The sequence below is a fragment of the Serratia sp. CY32780 genome, assembly GCF_052169135.1.
GTDB classification, from domain to species: Bacteria; Pseudomonadota; Gammaproteobacteria; order Enterobacterales; family Enterobacteriaceae; genus Serratia; species Serratia sarumanii.
This window is the reverse complement of the sequence record NZ_JBJNLI010000001.1, coordinates 1,158,245-1,175,031: the sequence shown is the minus strand read 5'-3', so window position 1 is coordinate 1,175,031 and position 16,787 is coordinate 1,158,245. Positions and strand designations below refer to the sequence as shown.

Below are 16,787 nucleotides of genomic sequence, written 5' to 3'. Positions count from 1 at the left end.
ACGATAAATGACTGAGACATCCTCTCGAGCACCCCTTGTTGAACTGCATGCCCTGAGCAAAGCGTTCGATGGCAAAACCATCATTGCCGATCTCGAACTGACGATTAACCACGGCGAATTCCTCACCATTCTCGGCCCCTCCGGCTGTGGCAAAACCACGGTGCTGCGCCTGATCGCCGGTCTGGAAGACGCCGATTTGGGCCGCATCGTGCTCGACGGCCAGGACATCACCGCCATTCCGGCCGAACATCGCCACGTCAACACCGTGTTTCAGAGCTATGCGCTGTTTCCGCACATGTCGGTGTTCGACAACGTCGCCTTCGGCCTGCGCATGCAAAAGGTGCCGGCGGCGGAACTGACGCCGCGTGTCGAAGAGGCGCTGCGCATGGTGCAGCTGGATGCCTTCGCCCAGCGGCGGCCGGGCCAGCTCTCCGGCGGCCAACAGCAGCGCGTGGCCATCGCCCGCGCGGTGGTCAACAAACCGAAGGTGCTGCTGCTGGACGAATCGCTGTCGGCGCTGGACTATAAGCTGCGCAAACAAATGCAGAACGAGCTGAAGGCGCTGCAGCGCAAGCTGGGCATCACCTTCGTGTTCGTCACCCACGATCAGGAAGAAGCGCTGACCATGTCGGATCGCATCGTGGTGATGCGCGAAGGCCGCATCGAGCAGGACGGCACGCCGCGCGAGATCTACGAAGAGCCGAAGAACCTGTTCGTCGCCAGCTTTATCGGCGAGATCAACATCTTCGACGCGGTGGTTCTGCAGCGCCTCGATCCGCAGCGGGTGCGCGCCAACGTCGAAGGCCGCGAGTGCGACATCTACGCCGATCTGCCGGTGGAGCCGGGCCAAAAGCTGAAGGTGCTGCTGCGCCCGGAAGACCTGCGGGTGGAAGAAGTGAACGACAGCGCGCAGCACGACGGGCTGATCGGCTACGTGCGCGAGCGCAACTACAAAGGCATGACGCTGGAATCGGTGGTCGAGCTGGAGAGCGGTAAAACGGTGATGGTCAGCGAGTTCTTCAACGAAGACGATCCGGACGTCGATCACTCGCTCAATCAGAAGATGGCGGTGACCTGGGTTGAAAGCTGGGAGGTGGTGCTGGCCGATGAAGAAATCGCGTAAAGTCTTCCAGAATGTGGTGATCGTCGGCGTCGTCGCCTGGCTGCTGCTGTTCGTGTTCATGCCGAACCTGATGATCATCGCCACCAGCTTCCTGACCCGCGACGACGCCAACCTGGTGCAGATGGTGTTCACACTGGACAACTATCGGCGCTTGTTCGATCCGTTGTATGCCCAGGTGCTGCTGCACTCGCTGAACATGGCGCTGATCGCCACCCTGTGCTGCCTGGCGATCGGCTATCCGTTCGCCTTTATCCTGGCGCGGTTGCCGCAGAAGGTGCGGCCGCTGCTGCTGTTTCTGCTGATCGTGCCCTTCTGGACCAATTCGCTGATCCGCATCTACGGCCTGAAGCTGTTTCTCAGCACCCGCGGCTATCTCAACGACGCGCTGCTGTGGATCGGCGTCATCGACAAGCCGCTGCGCATCATGTACACCTCGGAAGCGGTGATCCTCGGCCTGGTGTATATCCTGCTGCCGTTTATGGTGATGCCGCTCTACTCCAGCATCGAAAAGCTCGATAAGTCCTGCCTGGAGGCGGCGCGCGATCTCGGCGCCGGCAAGCTGCAGACCTTTATCCGCATCATCGTGCCGCTGACCATGCCGGGCATTATCGCCGGCTGCCTGCTGGTGGTGCTGCCGGCGATGGGGCTGTTCTTCGTCGCCGATCTGATGGGCGGCGCCAAGAATCTGCTGATCGGCAACGTGATTAAAAGCCAGTTCCTCAATATCCGCGACTGGCCGTTCGGCGCGGCCACCAGCATCTGCCTGACGCTGGTGATGGGGCTGTTGCTGCTGGTCTATTACCGGGCCGCCCGCCTGCTGAACAAGAAGGAGGATCTGGCATGATCGGACGTCTGCTGCGCGGCGGCTTTATGGCGCTGGTATACGCTTATCTGTATATCCCGATCGTCATCCTGATCGTCAACTCCTTCAACGCCTCGCGCTTCGGCATCAGTTGGCAAGGAGCCACCACCCAGTGGTACAGCACGCTGCTCAACAACGACAGCCTGCTGCAGGCCGCGGGCCACTCGCTGACCATGGCTGTGCTCTCCGCTACCTTCGCTACGCTGATCGGCTCGCTGACCGCGGTGGCGCTGTACCGCTACCGCTTCCGCGGCAAGCCGTTCGTCGGCGGCATGCTGTTCGTGGTGATGATGTCGCCGGACATCGTGATGGCCATCTCGCTGCTGGTGCTGTTCATGCTGCTGGGCATTTCGCTCGGCTTCTGGTCGCTGCTGTTCTCGCACATCACCTTCTGCCTGCCGTTCGTGGTGGTGACCGTCTACGCGCGCCTGAAAGGCTTCGACGTGAAGATGCTGGAGGCCGCGCGCGATCTCGGCGCAAGCGAGTTCACCATTCTGCGCAAGATCATCCTGCCGCTGGCGATGCCGGCGGTGGCGGCCGGCTGGCTGCTGAGCTTCACCCTGTCGATGGACGACGTGGTCGTCTCCTCCTTCGTTACCGGGCCGAGCTACGAGATCTTGCCGCTGAAGATCTATTCGATGGTGAAAGTCGGCGTCTCGCCGGAGGTCAACGCGCTGGCCACCATTTTGCTGCTGCTGTCGCTGGTGCTGGTGATCGCCAGCCAGTGGGTGATGCGCGATCGCGCGCCCAAGGCCGAATAATCCTCCCCGCCGGGCGCTGCGGCGCCCGGTTGTGATCCCCTTCACAATCGGCACCGGTTGTCACTCCCTGACCATCGGTGCCTATTTCCGCCCCGCCGATTGCAGCGGCGAAAACTTCCCCCTATAACTGAATCCAGGCAAGGTGCCTTATTTTTTTCTCGCTTCCAGGGAGTTTATTCAGCAACGTCGTCATCCATTAAAATATAAAAAGGAACTGCCATGAAAGGTATTATCGATAATATCTTAAGCAAGCTGCAGCTTTTCTCCAAAGCCATGATGGGGCCGATATTTTTCCTGCCGGTGATCGGTCTGATTCTGGCGCTCAGTTCTATTCTCACCAATGCCACACTTATCAATGAACATTCCGCCGTGTTCTCTATCGGTAAAATGATCGGCGATACCTTCTGGCCGTTATTCGGCAATCTCGGGCTGATTTTCTGCATCGGCATTACCTACGGCCTGGCCAAAGACAAAAAAAGCGAAGCGGCGCTGGTTGCGGTGATGTGCTTTATCATGTTCCTCGGCGCCAATTCGTCTTATCTGCAACTCAGCGGCCACGTCGCGGCCAAGATCAACGGCGAATATTACGGCACCGGGCAGACTGAACTGCTGGGCTTTACCGTGGTGGATATGGGCATTTTTCTCGGTCTTATCCTCGGTGTCACCATCGCCTGGGTGCACAACCGCCTGTGCAACGTCGAGCTCAACGGCGTGTTCTCGGTCTACGGCGGCGCCAAACTGGTGCTGATCGCCATGACGCCGATCATCATGCTGTACGCCGTCGCCTTCAGCTACCTGTGGCCGGCCATCTCACAGGGCCTGATCGCGCTGACCGGCTTTATGAAAAGCTCCGGCTCGCTCGGGGTTTTCGTCTACGGCTTCTTCGAAAAATTCCTCATCCCCACCGGGCTGCACCACTTTATCTGGTCGCCGTTCCAGCTCACCAGCATCGGCGGTTCAATCGTGCAGGACGGCCAGACCGTCTCCGGCTCGCAGGCAATTTTCCTGGCCTATATGCGCGACCCGAGCATCTCGCCGCTGATGAACGAAGCGCTGCGCTTCTCGCAGCAAGGGATGGTGACCATCTTCGGCCTGTCGGGCGCGGCATTGGCTTTCTATCACACCGCCAAACCGGAAAAGAAAATGCTGGCCAAGGCAATTCTGATCCCGGCCATCACCACCTCGATCCTGGTCGGCATCACCGAGCCGATAGAGTTCACCTTCCTGTTTATCTCTCCGCTGCTGTGGGTGATCCACGCCGTGTTGACCGCGCTGTCGCAGGTGGCCTGCAACCTGTTCCAGGTGCGCCCCTGGGGCGCCAGCGGGCTGGTCGAGTTCCTGGCCTACAACCTGCCGCTGCCGGTCTCCCTCACCCGTTGGCCGCTGTATGTGGTCATCGGCCTGGTGCAGTTTGCGGTGTATTACCTGGTGTTCAAAACGCTGGTGCTGAAGCTCAATCTGAAGACGCCGGGCCGCGAAGATGATCAGGACGTCAAACTCTATTCCAAACAGGATTACCGGAACCGCAAAAATAACCCGGACGAACTGAGCGGCATCATTATTCGCGCGCTGGGCGGCAAGGAAAACATTATTTCCGTCGACAACTGCTTCACCCGGCTGCGGGTGGAATTAAAGGATATGGCGCGGGTGGATGAGGCCGCGTTGAAAAGCACCGGCGCCAAAGGCGTGGTGAAGAATCGCCGTGAAGTGCAGGTGATTTACGGCGTCACGGTCGGCAAGGTCAAAAATCAGGTAGAGAAATATTTAGCGGCACTCTAACGCTTTATTAATGGGAGATATCGAATGAAATTAACCGTTCTCGGCGGCGGCGGCGTGCGTTCCCCGTTCCTCGCCAAATCCATCGCCTATAACGCCCATCGCATCGGCATTACCGAAGTGGTGTTTATGGATACCGATGAGCGCCATCTGGCGATCTACGGCGCCCTGGCGCAGGGCGTATTCCAGCGCATTCGCGGCGACATTGCTTTCAGCCTCAGCAGCGATGCGCGCCAGGCGCTGCAAGGCGCCGACTACATCATCACCACCCTGCGCATCGGCGGCGAGGAAGGCCGCATCCATGACGAGCGCATCGCGCTCAATCACCAGTTGCTTGGGCAAGAAACCACCGGCGCCGGCGGCTTCGCCATGGCGATGCGTTCGATTCCGGCGATCCTCGACTATTGCCGCCTGATCGAGCAGCTTTCCTCGCCGGACGCGGTGTTGTTCAACTTCACCAATCCTTCCGGCATGGTGACCGAGGCGATCATCAAATCCGGCTTCCAGCGCCGGGTCTACGGCATCTGCGACGCCCCCAGCGAGTTCATCCGCGAACTGGCCGAGCTGCTGGACTGCCGCGAAGACCAGCTGAGCGTCGACTGCTTCGGCCTCAATCACCTTTCCTGGTTCCGCAATGCGCGCGTCAACGGCGAGCCGGTCACGGAACGGCTGCTGGCGGATCCGCGCCTGTATCGCGAAACCTGCATGAAATACTTCTCGCCGGAGCTGGTGGCGCTGTCGGACAACCTGATGCTCAACGAGTATCTCTACTATTACTACTACCGTGAGCAGGCGATCGCCGCCATCGTCGAGGGCGGCGAGACCCGCGGCGAACAAATCGCGGCGATCAACCGCCAAATGCTGTCGGCGTTGGGCGAGCTGAACATCCCCCGTCAGTTGGAGCACGCCTTCTCTGTCTACTTCAGCCATTACCTGCAGCGCGAAAATTCCTATATGCAGCGCGAGTCCAGCCAGGGCAAGGTGAAAACGCGTGAGATGCTGACGCTGCAACAGTTTATCGAACAGCCTGACAGCGGCGGCTATGCCGGGGTGGCGATCGATATTCTGGAGGCGGTCAACAGCGGCCGGCAAAAACGCGTGGTGGTATCGATGCAAAACTGCGACACGCTCGATTTTCTGCACCCGGAAGACGTGATCGAAATCAGCTGCGAATTGAGCAGCGCCGGCATTCAGCCGGTCAAAATGCGCGATATTCCCGACACCCAGAAGAACCTGATTTCGCAGGTGAAAGAGTACGAACGGCTGGCGGTGGCGGCGATCCTGACCGGCAACCGCCAGCTGGCCATCAAGGCGCTGATGGTGCACCCGCTGGTCAACTCCTACTCGCTGGCGAAAACGCTGGTGGAGGAGTACCTGCAGGCTCACCGTCAGTATGCCGGGCACTGGCGCTAAACGGCGCGGCGCGGCCGTCAGCGGCCGCGTCGTTCAAACCAGGCGGTGATCACATTCTCGAATCCCAACAGACAGTGGCCGAAAAACGGATTGGGATAGTAGATATCGTGATCGTATTTTTGCCGGTCCTCAAACAGAAAGGTCATGTCGGCCTGCTGCGCCAGCGGGCTGTCGCCATCGCCGCAGAAGGCCGCCAACAGGATGCGGTTACGCTTCACCGCCTCGCTCCAGCTCAGCGCCGAGCCGCTGTTGCCCGACTTTGAAATCACGATCACCATATCGAAGCGAAAGCGCGTCTCACGGTCAAGAATGTCGAAATCCGGCCACAGCGACAGGTAACTGTCTACGCCCAGCGTCATAAACTTGTTGTACATATACTGCGCCACCAATTGCGAAAAACCGCTGCCGTGGATCAGGATCTTGCCGCTGTCGAGCAGATCGAGAAACTGCGCCGGCGGTGCCGCCGGCGTAGCGCGCTCCGCCTGATAGGCCGGCGCCATCGTCAGGTTGAATTTGATGAAATAGACCAGTTCGAGATAGCCGCGAAAGCCCAGCTTTTTGGCCAGCCGCACCAGCGTCGAGGGGGAACTGTAGCAGCGTGCGGACACCGCGCGGATGCCGTCGTCGATGCAGGCGTCCGGATTATCGAGAATGCAGTGCAAAATCGTCAGATCCGTCTTGCTGAGCTCCGCCTGGCTGAAAACCTGTTTGAAATTCATCGCCGCCCTCGTTTATTCGCCAAAATTATTGTTTCGCACGCGCTTCACCGCCTGTCCAGCGCGAGACAATCAAATTGTGATGCGCTTTAAGCCGCCAAACCCCTTGATTTGCCTGCGGGATAACCGCCTTTACCCACCCCGCCCCGCCCCCTATAATGGCCCCTTTCTGGGGTATGGCGCGGCCGAAAACGGCGGCTCATACGGGTTCGGCTCACTACTGCTGAAGGATACGCTGCATGAAAAAGTGGTCACATCTGCTCGCAGCCGGGATGATGGCGCTGAGTATCTGCTCTGCAAACGCCTCTGACGGCAAAACACTGTATTTCTATAACTGGACTGAATACGTCCCGCCGGGGCTGCTGGAGCAGTTCACCAAGGAAACCGGCATCAAGGTGATTTATTCCACCTATGAATCCAACGAAAGCATGTACGCCAAGCTCAAGACCTACAAAGACGGCGCGTACGATCTGGTGGTGCCTTCCACGTACTTCATCGCCAAGATGAGCAAGGAAGGCATGCTGCAAAAAATCGACAAGAGCAAGCTCAGCCACTTCAAGGATCTCGATCCTACCCTGCTGAACAAGCCGTTCGATCCTAACAACGACTATTCCATTCCTTACATCTGGGGCGCTACCGCCATCGGCGTCAACAGCGACGCGCAGGATCCCTCTACCGTTACCGCCTGGGCCGATCTGTGGCAGCCGCAGTACAAGGGCCGCCTGCTGCTGACCGACGACGCGCGCGAAGTGTTCCAGATGGCGCTGCTCAAGCTGGGCTACTCCGGCAACACCACCGACCCGAAAGAGATCGAAGCCGCCTATCACGAACTGCAGAAATTGATGCCGAACGTGCTGGCCTTCAACTCCGACAACCCGGGCAACCCGTTTATGGAAGGGGAAGTCAACGTCGGTATGGTGTGGAACGGTTCGGCCTTCGTGGCGCGCCAGGCCGGCACGCCGCTTGAGATCGTCTGGCCGAAGGAAGGCGGGATCTTCTGGATGGACAGCCTGGCCATTCCGGCCAACGCGCGCAACGTCGAGGGGGCGCTGAAGCTGATAGACTTCCTGCTGCGGCCGGAAATCGCGGTGCAGGTGGCGGAAACCATCGGTTACCCGACGCCGAACCTGGCGGCGAAGAAACTGCTGTCGCCGGAGATCGCCAACGACAAGTCACTCTACCCGGACAAGGCGGTGATTGAGCACGGCGAGTGGCAAAACGACGTCGGCGACGCCAGCACGCTGTATGAAAGCTACTTCCAAAAGCTGAAAGCCGGGCGCTAATACGCCCCGCCATCCCATCAGGGCGCGCAGTGCGCCCTGATGCCTTTCTCAGGGCCTGTCGGCCCGCGCCACCTTGCCCACCAGGAACTTGTGCACAAAGCGCGGCACCACTTCGCTGGCCAGGCCGTAGTGCTTCTCGTCGAACTGGCTCTCCACCTGGCTTGGCTCCAGGTTCAGCTCCATGGCGTAGGCGCCGCCCAGCCGCGCCTCATGCACGAAGCCAGCCGCCGGGTAGACGTGGCCGGAGGTGCCGATGGCGACGAAGAAATCGGCCTTGCTCAGTGCCTGGTAAATGTCGTCCATGCCCAGCGGCATCTCGCCGAACCACACCACGTGCGGCCGCAGCGGCGCCGGGAACTGGCAGCAATGGCAACGGTCGTCAACGCTGAGATCGCCGGGCCATTCGAACACCTGCCCCGACTGGGTGCAGCGCACCTTCAGCAGTTCGCCGTGCATGTGCAGCACCCGCTTGCTGCCGGCGCGCTCATGCAGGTTATCGATGTTTTGCGTGACCAGCAGGAAGTTTTCCCCCAGCCACTCTTCCAGATCAGCCAGCGCGCGGTGCGCGGCGTTCGGGGCGATCTCCTCCGTCTGCAGCTGGCGGCGGCGTTCGTTGTAAAACGCCTGCACCAGCGCCGGATCGCGCTGAAAACCTTCCGGCGTGGCGACGTCCTCCACCCGGTGCTCTTCCCATAGCCCATCCGCGGCGCGGAAGGTGCGAATGCCCGACTCGGCCGAAATGCCGGCCCCGGTCAACACCACCACAAACGGCTTTTTCAGCTCGGCTGCCGCCATGGTGTCGCGGTGAAAAATGCGTGAACGAAAGCGCTGATGCAGCACATGCTTACTCTTGCGAAACTGACACAGCCGATGGCGAGTGTGCATTAACTCTCTCCTTACTTTTCCCTGTTTACCAAATTGAGGAACGCTGCGCCGCGCACGCCGCCGGCGTCGCCATAGCGCGCCTTCTCGATGCGCGGCAGCCGGGCCACCCGCAGCAGGTGCGCCGGCAACCGCTGCGGCAGCGCCTGGTAAATGGCGTCGAAGTTCGACAGTCCGCCGCCGATCACCACCAGGTGCGGATCCAGCACCGTCAGCAGGTTGCCCAGGCAGATCGCCAGCACGTCCATAAAGCGGTCGACGTGAGCCACCGCCTGCGGCTCACCCGCCTGATAATGCGCAATGATCTCGGTGGCGGGCAAGTGCCGGCCATAGAAATGGGCGTACATCCATTCGAAACCGCGGCCCGATATGTAATTTTCAATGCAACCCTGGTGGCCGCACCCGCAGGCGACGCGAGGCACATCACGCCCCAGCACCTCGAGCGCGTCCACCGGCAGGCGCAAATGGCCGAACTCGCCGGCGATATAGTTGCGCCCAGGCACCGTCTTGCCATCGACGATCAGGCCGCCGCCAACGCCGGTGCCGAGGATGATGCCCAGCACCGTCGGGTAGCGGCGAAACTCGTCGTCCCAGGCCTCCGACAGCGCAAAGCAGTTGGCGTCGTTGTCGACGCGCACCTCGCGGCCGATCAGCGCCGCCAGATCGCGGGGCAACGGCCGCCCCATCGCCGCCGGCACGTTGGCGGTAAACAGCGTGCCGTCATCGTCGTTGGGCAGGCCCGGAATGCCGATGCCGACGCTGCCGCTGCGGCCACAGAACGCATCCGCCTCGAGGGTCAGATCGCCCAGCGTGGCCAGCAGCTGCCGGTAGTCTTCACGCGGCGTCGGCACCCGCTTTTGCCAAATGCGCTGCAGGTTGTCGTCGAATACCCCCAGCTCAATCTTGGTGCCGCCCATATCGAAACCGTAGTACATAACCCATCCCCAGGCTAAAAAAACGGGGCGGCATCGCTGCCTCCCCCCGTGGGTTTTATTGTCCGCTGAGCACCCGCGCCGGATCGATGCGGCTGGCGCGCCTCGCCGGATACCAACTGGCCAACAGGCTCAGCACGATAGCGGTCGCCAACACGATCAGCACGTCCAGCCAGTGCAGCTCGGAAGGCAGGAAGTCGATGAAGTAGATATCGCCCGACAGGAAGGAGTGGCCGACCAGTTTCTCGATGCCCCGGATAATGTTGGTCAGCTGCAGCGAGGCGATCACCCCGATCACTACGCCGCTCAGGCTGCCCAGCAGCCCGGCCAGCAGCCCGTACCAGATGAAGATGGCGCGGATAAAGCCGTCTTTGGCGCCCAGGGTGCGCAGCACCGCGATGTCGGCGCTTTTGTCTTTCACCGCCATCACCAGCGTGGAAACGATGTTGAAGCAGGCCACGCCGATCACCAGCACCATCGCCAGGTACATGATGGCGCGGATCATCTGGATATCGCGGTACATGTAGCCGTACTTGCCGATCCAGCTCTTGATGTAAATGTAGGCGTTGGTCACTTCGCCGGCGTCGCGCACCAGTTTGTTGGCGGCGAACACGTCGTTCATCTTGAGGGCGATACCCGTGACGCTGTCACCCATGTCGAGATACTGCTGCGCGTCGGCCAGCGGCACCAGCGCCAGGCTGTGATCGAGCTGGCCGCTGAGCTGCAAAATGCCGGTCACGTGCAGGCGAATGCGCTTCGGCTGCAACAGCTTCATTTCCGGGTCGCTGTTGGGGATCATCACCGTCACATAGGCGCCCTGCTTGACGCCCAGCGCGTCGGCCACGCCCTTGCCGAGGATCACCTGCTGTTCGCCGGACTTGAAGTTGGCCCAGGCATCACCCTGCACATACTGCGGCAGCGCGCTCAGCCGGCTCTCCTGTTGCGGATCCACGCCTTTGACTTCCACCGCGCGCAGCTGCGCGCCGTTCTCCATCAGGCCGGTAAAGTTAATGTACGGCGCGGCGGCCACAATGCCCGGCACCTTCTCCACCCGCTGCAGAATCGACGGCCAGCCGCTGAACGGCTGATTGACCGGTTCGAGTTCGCCGTGCGGCACCACCGCCAGAATGCGGTTTTTCAGCTCGCGCTCAAAGCCGTTCATCGCGCTCAGGCCGACGATCAACACCGCCACCCCCAGCGCGATGCCGATGGTGGAGATGACCGAGATCAGCGACACCATGCCGCCGCGTTTACGACCGCGGCTGAAACGCAGGGCCGTCAGGAAGGACAGTGAGGCTCCCGCCATTACTCGGCCCCCATCAGGGTCAGCTGCGCCTGCAGGTGGCCGTCGGCCATTTCCAGCTGGCGGCTCAGGCGCTTGGCCAGCTGCAGATCGTGCGTCACCACCAGAAAAGCGGTGCCCTGACGCACGTTCAGCTCGCCCAGCAGATCGAAGATGCTGTCCGCGGTGCGTTTGTCCAGGTTACCGGTCGGTTCGTCCGCCAGCACCAGCGCCGGATTATTGACCAGCGCGCGCGCGATCGCCACGCGCTGACGCTCGCCGCCGGAGAGCTCGGACGGGCGGTGCTTGCTGCGTTTTTCCAGCCCGACCGCCGCCAGCATCTCCCGCGCCTTCTCCTGCGCCTGCGCCGGTTTGGCACCGCCGATCAGCAGCGGCATGGCGGCGTTTTCCAGCGCGGTGAAGTCCGGCAGCAGATGGTGGAACTGATAGATGAAGCCCAGCTGGCGGTTGCGCAGCTCGGCCTTGGCCGCCGAAGACATGGCGTTCAACGATTCGCCCTTGAAGATCACCTCGCCGGAGGTCGGTGAGTCCAGCCCGCCCAGCAGGTGCAACAGGGTGCTCTTGCCGGAACCCGAGCTGCCGACGATCGCCATCATCTCGCCCTGCTGCATGGCAAAGCTGACGTTGCGCAGCACGTCGGTGTGCAGATTGCCTTCCTGATAGGTCTTGCACAGGTTGTCACACTGCAGCAAAAGATGGTTACTCATAACGTAAAGCCTCAGCGGGTTGTACGGCGGCAGCGCGCCATGAAGGATAAAGCGTGGACAACAGGGAAACCGCCATCGCCACCACGGCGATGATCGTCACCTGCAGCGGATCGACCGCCACCGGCAGCGAAGCGCCGTCGATCAGGGCGCCGAGGATCGGCATCAGGTTATTCAGGTTGGTGGCCAGCAGCACGCCGAGCAGCGTGCCGAGCAGCGAGCCGATGATGCCGGCGCTGGCGCCCTGCACCATGAACACCGACATGATCTGGCGGCGAGTCAGCCCCTGGGTCTGCAGAATGGCGACCTCGCCCTGCTTCTCCATCACCAGCAGGCCGAGCGAGGTAATGATGTTAAACGCCGCCACCGCCACGATCAGGCTGAGCAGCAGCCCCATCATATTCTTCTCCATGCGCACCGCCTGGAACAGCTCGCCCTTGCGATCGCGCCAGTCTTTCCAGACCGTGCCCGCCGGCAACGCCTGTTGGCTGAGGGTATCGACCGCCAGCGGCTGCTGCAGGAACAGGCGCCAGCCGGTGATGTTGCCGGCCGGGTAGCGCATCAGGCGCGAAGCGTCCTGTTGGTTGACCAGCAGCTGATAGCCATCCACCTCGCTGTTGGCGTGGAAGGTGCCGATAAGGGTGAACAGGCGCTGGCTGGGAATGCGGCCCATCGGCGTGAACTGGCTGGCGCTCGGCACCATCACGCGCAGCGAATCGCCGCGCTTGACGCCGAGTTGCCCCGCCAGCTGTTCGCCGATAATGATGTTGTATTGGCCCGGCTGCAATTGTTGCTGCTTGACGTTGACCAGATACGGGGTCAGCGGATCGGCTTCGTCGGGATTGACGCCGAGCATCACCCCGACCGCCACGCTGCGGGCGCTTTGCAGCACCACGTCACCGGTGGTCAGCGGCGCAACGCGCGTGACGCCCTGCAGCTTCTGCACCTCGGAGGCCGGCAGCTGCTGCGGATTAACCGATCCTTGCGGGCTGGTGATCAACGCCTGCGGCATCAGGCCGAGGATGTTGTTCTCCAGATCCTTTTCGAATCCGTTCATCACCGACAGCACGGTGACCAACGCCATCACCCCCAGCGTAATGCCGATGGTGGAAAGCCAGGAAACAAACCGCCCGAAGCGGTCTGAGGCTCGCCCGCGCATGTAGCGCAGGCCAATGAATAACGCGACAGGTTGATACATGAAATCCGTTTGATAGCCGTGGCTTAAGCAAAGTGATCATGGATGATAAAGGCTCTCCCTCGTTTAGGGAACACCCGACGGCCTTTTATTGCGTGGCGCAGAGGAGAACGGCGGCGGCAGATGAGCGCAATATTGACCCGTCGCCGCAAAAAGTCGACGGCGTCAACCGGTTAAATAATCGGCAAAAAAGCGATGAGCAGCGCTTTTTGCTGTGTCAGTTTGCCGGCCGCTGGGCTACTATAAACAGCATAAAGGCGCTGGGTTATCCGTGCCGGAACGCCCTCTAACACATTGATTAAAGATACCTGAATGAGCACTTCCGATAGCCGTAACCGTTCCTCATCCCCTCGTTATTCTCTGCCCGATCGCGCAGGCGATCTGCGCCAGCTGGGGCAACTGACCGGCGCGGCCTGCGCCGTGGAGTGCGCCGAGATCGTCGAACGCCACCCTGGCCCGGTGATGCTGATCGCGCCGGACATGCAAAACGCCCTGCGGCTGCGCGACGAGATCCAGCAGTTCACCGACCAGATGGTGACCACGCTGTCCGACTGGGAAACCCTGCCGTATGACAGCTTCTCGCCGCATCAGGAAATCATCTCGGATCGTTTGTCGAGCCTGTATCATCTGCCGACCATGGCGCGCGGCGTGATCATTTTGCCGGTCAATACCCTGATGCAGCGCGTCTGCCCGCACGAGTTCCTGCACGGCCACGCGCTGGTGATGAAGAAAGGCCAGCGCCTGTCGCGCGACAAGCTGCGCGCGCAGCTGGAACAGGCCGGCTATCGCAGCGTCGATCAGGTGATGGAGCACGGCGAATTCGCCACCCGCGGCGCGCTGCTCGATCTTTACCCGATGGGCAGCGATGAGCCTTACCGCATCGACTTTTTCGATGACGAAATCGACAGCCTGCGCATCTTCGACGTCGATACCCAGCGCACGCTGAGCGAAGTCGAGGCCATCAATCTGTTGCCGGCTCACGAGTTCCCCACCGACAAGAACGCCATCGAGCTGTTCCGCAGCCAGTGGCGCGAGCAGTTTGAGGTGCGCCGCGACGCCGAACACATCTATCAGCAGGTCAGCAAAAGCGCCTGGCCGGCCGGCATCGAATACTGGCAACCGCTGTTCTTCAGCCAGCCGCTGCCGTCGCTGTTCAGCTACCTGCCGGCCAACACGCTGATCGTCAATACCGGCGATCTGGAGGGCGCCGCTGAGCGCTTCTGGCAAGACGTCAACCAGCGTTACGAAAGCCGCCGCGTCGATCCGATGCGCCCGCTGCTGGCGCCGGATACGCTGTGGCTGCGCGTCGACGCGCTGTTCGGCGAGCTGAAGGCCTGGCCGCGCATCGCGCTGAAAACCGATGAGCTGCCGGCCAAGGCCGGCAATACCAATCTGGACTACCATGCCCTGCCCGATCTGGCGGTGCAGGCGCAGCATAAATCCCCGCTGGATAACCTGCGGCGCTTTATCGAAGGCTTCGACGGCAGCGTAATTTTCTCCGTCGAGAGCGAGGGGCGGCGTGAAACGCTGCAGGATCTGCTCGGCCGCATCAAGCTGGCGCCGGCGCTGATTCAGCGCCTCGATCAGGCGGAAACGGCGGGCCGTTACATGATGGTCGGCGCCGCCGAACACGGCTTCCTCGACGGCCTACGCCGGCGGGCGCTGATCTGCGAAAGCGATCTGCTCGGCGAGCGCGTCAGCCGCCGCCGGCAGGACAACCGGCGCACCATCAACACCGATACCCTGATCCGCAACCTGGCGGAGCTGCATCCCGGCCAGCCGGTGGTGCACCTGGAGCACGGCGTTGGCCGCTACGTCGGCCTGACCACGCTGGAGGCCGGCGGCATCAAGGCCGAGTACCTGATCCTCTCCTACGCCGGTGAGGACAAGCTGTACGTGCCGGTTTCTTCGCTGCATCTGATCAGCCGCTACGCCGGCGGCGCGGACGAAAACGCCCCGCTGCACAAACTGGGCGGCGACGCCTGGACGCGCGCGCGGCAGAAAGCGGCCGAGCGGGTGCGCGACGTGGCGGCGGAGCTGCTGGATATCTACGCCCAGCGCGCCGCCAAGGCCGGTTTCGCCTTCAAACACAACCGCGAACAGTATCAGCTGTTCTGCCAGAGCTTCCCGTTCGAAACCACGCCGGATCAGGAACAGGCGATCAATGCCGTATTGAGCGACATGTGTCAGCCGCTGGCGATGGATCGCCTGGTGTGCGGCGACGTCGGCTTCGGCAAAACCGAAGTGGCGATGCGCGCCGCCTTCCTGGCGGTGGAAAACGGCAAACAGGTGGCGGTGCTGGTGCCGACCACCCTGCTGGCGCAGCAACACTTCGACAACTTCCGCGATCGCTTCGCCACCTGGCCGATCCGCATCGAGATGATGTCGCGCTTCCGCAGCGCCAAAGAGCAGCAGCAGGTGCTGGACGACGCGGCAGAAGGCAAGGTGGACATCATCATCGGCACCCACAAGCTGTTGCAGAGCGATCTGCGCTGGAAAGACCTGGGGCTGCTGATCGTCGATGAAGAACACCGCTTCGGCGTGCGCCATAAAGAACGTATCAAGGCGATGCGCGCCGACGTCGATATCCTGACGCTGACCGCCACGCCGATCCCGCGTACCCTGAACATGGCGATGAGCGGCATGCGCGATCTGTCGATCATCGCCACCCCGCCGGCGCGCCGCTTGGCGGTGAAGACCTTCGTGCGCGAATACGACAGCCTGGTGGTGCGCGAGGCGATCCTGCGCGAAGTGCTGCGCGGCGGCCAGGTTTACTACCTCTACAACGACGTCGAAAACATCGAGAAAGCGGCGCAGCGCCTGGCGGAGCTGGTGCCGGAAGCGCGCATCGCCATCGGCCACGGCCAGATGCGCGAGCGCGATCTGGAACGGGTGATGAACGATTTCCACCACCAGCGCTTCAACGTGCTGGTGTGCACCACCATCATCGAAACCGGCATCGATATTCCCAGCGCCAACACCATCATCATCGAGCGCGCCGATCGCTTCGGCCTGGCGCAGCTGCACCAGCTGCGTGGCCGCGTCGGGCGCTCGCACCACCAGGCTTACGCCTATCTGTTGACGCCAAACCCGAAAGCCATGGGCACCGACGCCCATAAACGGCTCGAGGCCATCGCGTCGCTGGAAGATCTCGGCGCCGGTTTCGCGCTGGCGACCCACGATCTGGAGATCCGCGGCGCCGGCGAACTGCTGGGCGAAGACCAGAGCGGCCAGATGACCACCGTCGGCTTCTCGCTCTACATGGAGCTGCTGGAAAGCGCCGTCGATGCGTTGAAAAACGGCCGCGAACCGTCACTGGAAGATCTCACCAGCAGCCAGACAGAGGTGGAACTGCGCATGCCGGCGCTGCTGCCGGAAGATTTCATTCCCGACGTCAATACCCGCCTGTCGCTGTACAAGCGCATCGCCAGCGCGAAGAGCGACGGCGAGCTGGATGAGCTGAAAGTCGAGCTGATCGACCGCTTCGGCCAGTTGCCGGACGCGGCGCGCAACCTGTTGCAGTGCGCGGCGCTGCGCCTGCATGCGCAGAAGCTGGGCATCAAACGCATCGAGAGCAACGAGCGCGGCGGCTTTATCGAGTTCGGCGACAACAACCGCGTCGATCCCGGTTATCTGATCGGCCTGTTGCAGGGCAATCCGCAGGTTTACCGCCTGGACGGCCCGAGCAAGCTGAAGTTCACGCTCGATCTGGCCGATCGCCAAAAACGCCTGACGTTCACCGAAGAGCTGCTGGACGCGTTCCGCGAACACACGCTGGCGGCCTGAGGCCACGCGCCCCGCTCGCCGGGGCGCACACTCCCATCCCCGGCTGCGGCC

General features: G+C 61.7%; 15 protein-coding genes. 9 read left to right on the top strand and 6 right to left on the bottom strand.

Going from position 1 to position 16,787, the window contains the following annotated elements:
- Window positions 1-7 precede the first annotated feature (7 nt).
- The 5 genes from potA to ACJ8HH_RS05745 all read left to right on the top strand — a co-directional run bounded on the left by potA (window position 8) and on the right by ACJ8HH_RS05745 (window position 5,935).
- Complete coding sequence (gene potA, locus ACJ8HH_RS05765) at window positions 8-1,123, top strand: spermidine/putrescine ABC transporter ATP-binding protein PotA (RefSeq protein ID WP_033653862.1); 1,116 nt, start codon at window positions 8-10, stop codon at window positions 1,121-1,123.
- The gene (potB, locus tag ACJ8HH_RS05760; RefSeq protein WP_033646379.1) at window positions 1,107-1,967 is read left to right on the top strand and encodes a spermidine/putrescine ABC transporter permease PotB; all 861 of its coding nucleotides are present in this window, start codon (window positions 1,107-1,109) and stop codon (window positions 1,965-1,967) included. The genes potA and potB overlap by 17 nt, the downstream gene beginning before the upstream one ends.
- On the top strand, window positions 1,964-2,746 hold the full coding sequence (gene potC / locus ACJ8HH_RS05755) for a spermidine/putrescine ABC transporter permease PotC (RefSeq protein ID WP_033638190.1): 783 nt from the start codon (window positions 1,964-1,966) through the stop codon (window positions 2,744-2,746). The genes potB and potC overlap by 4 nt, the downstream gene beginning before the upstream one ends.
- 219 nt (window positions 2,747-2,965) lie before the next feature.
- Entirely contained in the window at window positions 2,966-4,525 is a 1,560-nt protein-coding gene (locus ACJ8HH_RS05750) for a PTS transporter subunit EIIC (protein ID WP_033638189.1), read from the top strand.
- Between the two features lie 24 nt (window positions 4,526-4,549).
- Window positions 4,550-5,935 (top strand): family 4 glycosyl hydrolase, encoded by a 1,386-nt coding sequence (locus ACJ8HH_RS05745; RefSeq protein ID WP_197766177.1) that lies wholly within the window; start codon window positions 4,550-4,552, stop codon window positions 5,933-5,935.
- Window positions 5,936-5,952: 17 nt separating this feature from the next.
- On the opposite strand, the gene ACJ8HH_RS05740 is transcribed toward ACJ8HH_RS05745, so the two are convergent.
- Window positions 5,953-6,654, bottom strand: a complete 702-nt coding sequence (locus ACJ8HH_RS05740) for a MurR/RpiR family transcriptional regulator (protein ID WP_033638186.1) — start codon at window positions 6,652-6,654, stop codon at window positions 5,953-5,955.
- Between ACJ8HH_RS05740 and ACJ8HH_RS05735 the strand changes: the two genes are divergently transcribed.
- Together ACJ8HH_RS05735 and potD are read left to right on the top strand one after the other, a co-directional pair.
- Window positions 6,644-6,961, top strand: a complete 318-nt coding sequence (locus ACJ8HH_RS05735; RefSeq protein WP_152903597.1) for a hypothetical protein — start codon at window positions 6,644-6,646, stop codon at window positions 6,959-6,961. The two genes, ACJ8HH_RS05740 and ACJ8HH_RS05735, sit on opposite strands and share 11 nt — an antisense overlap.
- Entirely contained in the window at window positions 6,891-7,934 is a 1,044-nt protein-coding gene (gene potD, locus ACJ8HH_RS05730; protein WP_060437909.1) for a spermidine/putrescine ABC transporter substrate-binding protein PotD, read from the top strand. The genes ACJ8HH_RS05735 and potD overlap by 71 nt, the downstream gene beginning before the upstream one ends.
- Window positions 7,935-7,982: 48 nt before the next feature.
- On the opposite strand, the gene cobB is transcribed toward potD, so the two are convergent.
- From cobB to lolC, 5 genes are read right to left on the bottom strand one after another with little or no spacing between them, the layout of a single operon-like run.
- A complete protein-coding gene (gene cobB / locus ACJ8HH_RS05725) occupies window positions 7,983-8,819 on the bottom strand; it encodes a Sir2 family NAD+-dependent deacetylase (protein ID WP_033638183.1) in 837 nt (278 codons plus the stop codon).
- Between the two features lie 11 nt (window positions 8,820-8,830).
- Window positions 8,831-9,751, bottom strand: coding sequence for an N-acetylglucosamine kinase (gene nagK / locus ACJ8HH_RS05720; protein WP_033646381.1), 921 nt, complete (start codon window positions 9,749-9,751; stop codon window positions 8,831-8,833).
- A gap of 55 nt (window positions 9,752-9,806) precedes the next feature.
- Window positions 9,807-11,054, bottom strand: coding sequence for a lipoprotein-releasing ABC transporter permease subunit LolE (gene lolE, locus ACJ8HH_RS05715; RefSeq protein ID WP_060430039.1), 1,248 nt, complete (start codon window positions 11,052-11,054; stop codon window positions 9,807-9,809).
- Window positions 11,054-11,758 carry a lipoprotein-releasing ABC transporter ATP-binding protein LolD gene (gene lolD / locus ACJ8HH_RS05710; RefSeq protein ID WP_004941120.1) on the bottom strand — a complete coding sequence of 235 codons (705 nt, stop codon included), beginning with the start codon at window positions 11,756-11,758 and terminating at the stop codon, window positions 11,054-11,056. Before lolD ends, lolE begins: the two co-directional genes overlap by 1 nt.
- On the bottom strand, window positions 11,751-12,953 hold the full coding sequence (gene lolC, locus ACJ8HH_RS05705) for a lipoprotein-releasing ABC transporter permease subunit LolC (protein ID WP_060452862.1): 1,203 nt from the start codon (window positions 12,951-12,953) through the stop codon (window positions 11,751-11,753). Before lolC ends, lolD begins: the two co-directional genes overlap by 8 nt.
- Before the next feature lie 38 nt (window positions 12,954-12,991).
- Here lolC and ACJ8HH_RS05700 point away from each other — a divergent pair, with 38 nt between their 5' ends.
- Both ACJ8HH_RS05700 and mfd read left to right on the top strand, forming a co-directional pair.
- Window positions 12,992-13,240, top strand: coding sequence for a hypothetical protein (locus ACJ8HH_RS05700; RefSeq protein WP_048321471.1), 249 nt, complete (start codon window positions 12,992-12,994; stop codon window positions 13,238-13,240).
- Between the two features lie 22 nt (window positions 13,241-13,262).
- Window positions 13,263-16,736, top strand: a complete 3,474-nt coding sequence (gene mfd / locus ACJ8HH_RS05695; protein ID WP_060456917.1) for a transcription-repair coupling factor — start codon at window positions 13,263-13,265, stop codon at window positions 16,734-16,736.
- Window positions 16,737-16,787: the final 51 nt, after the last annotated feature.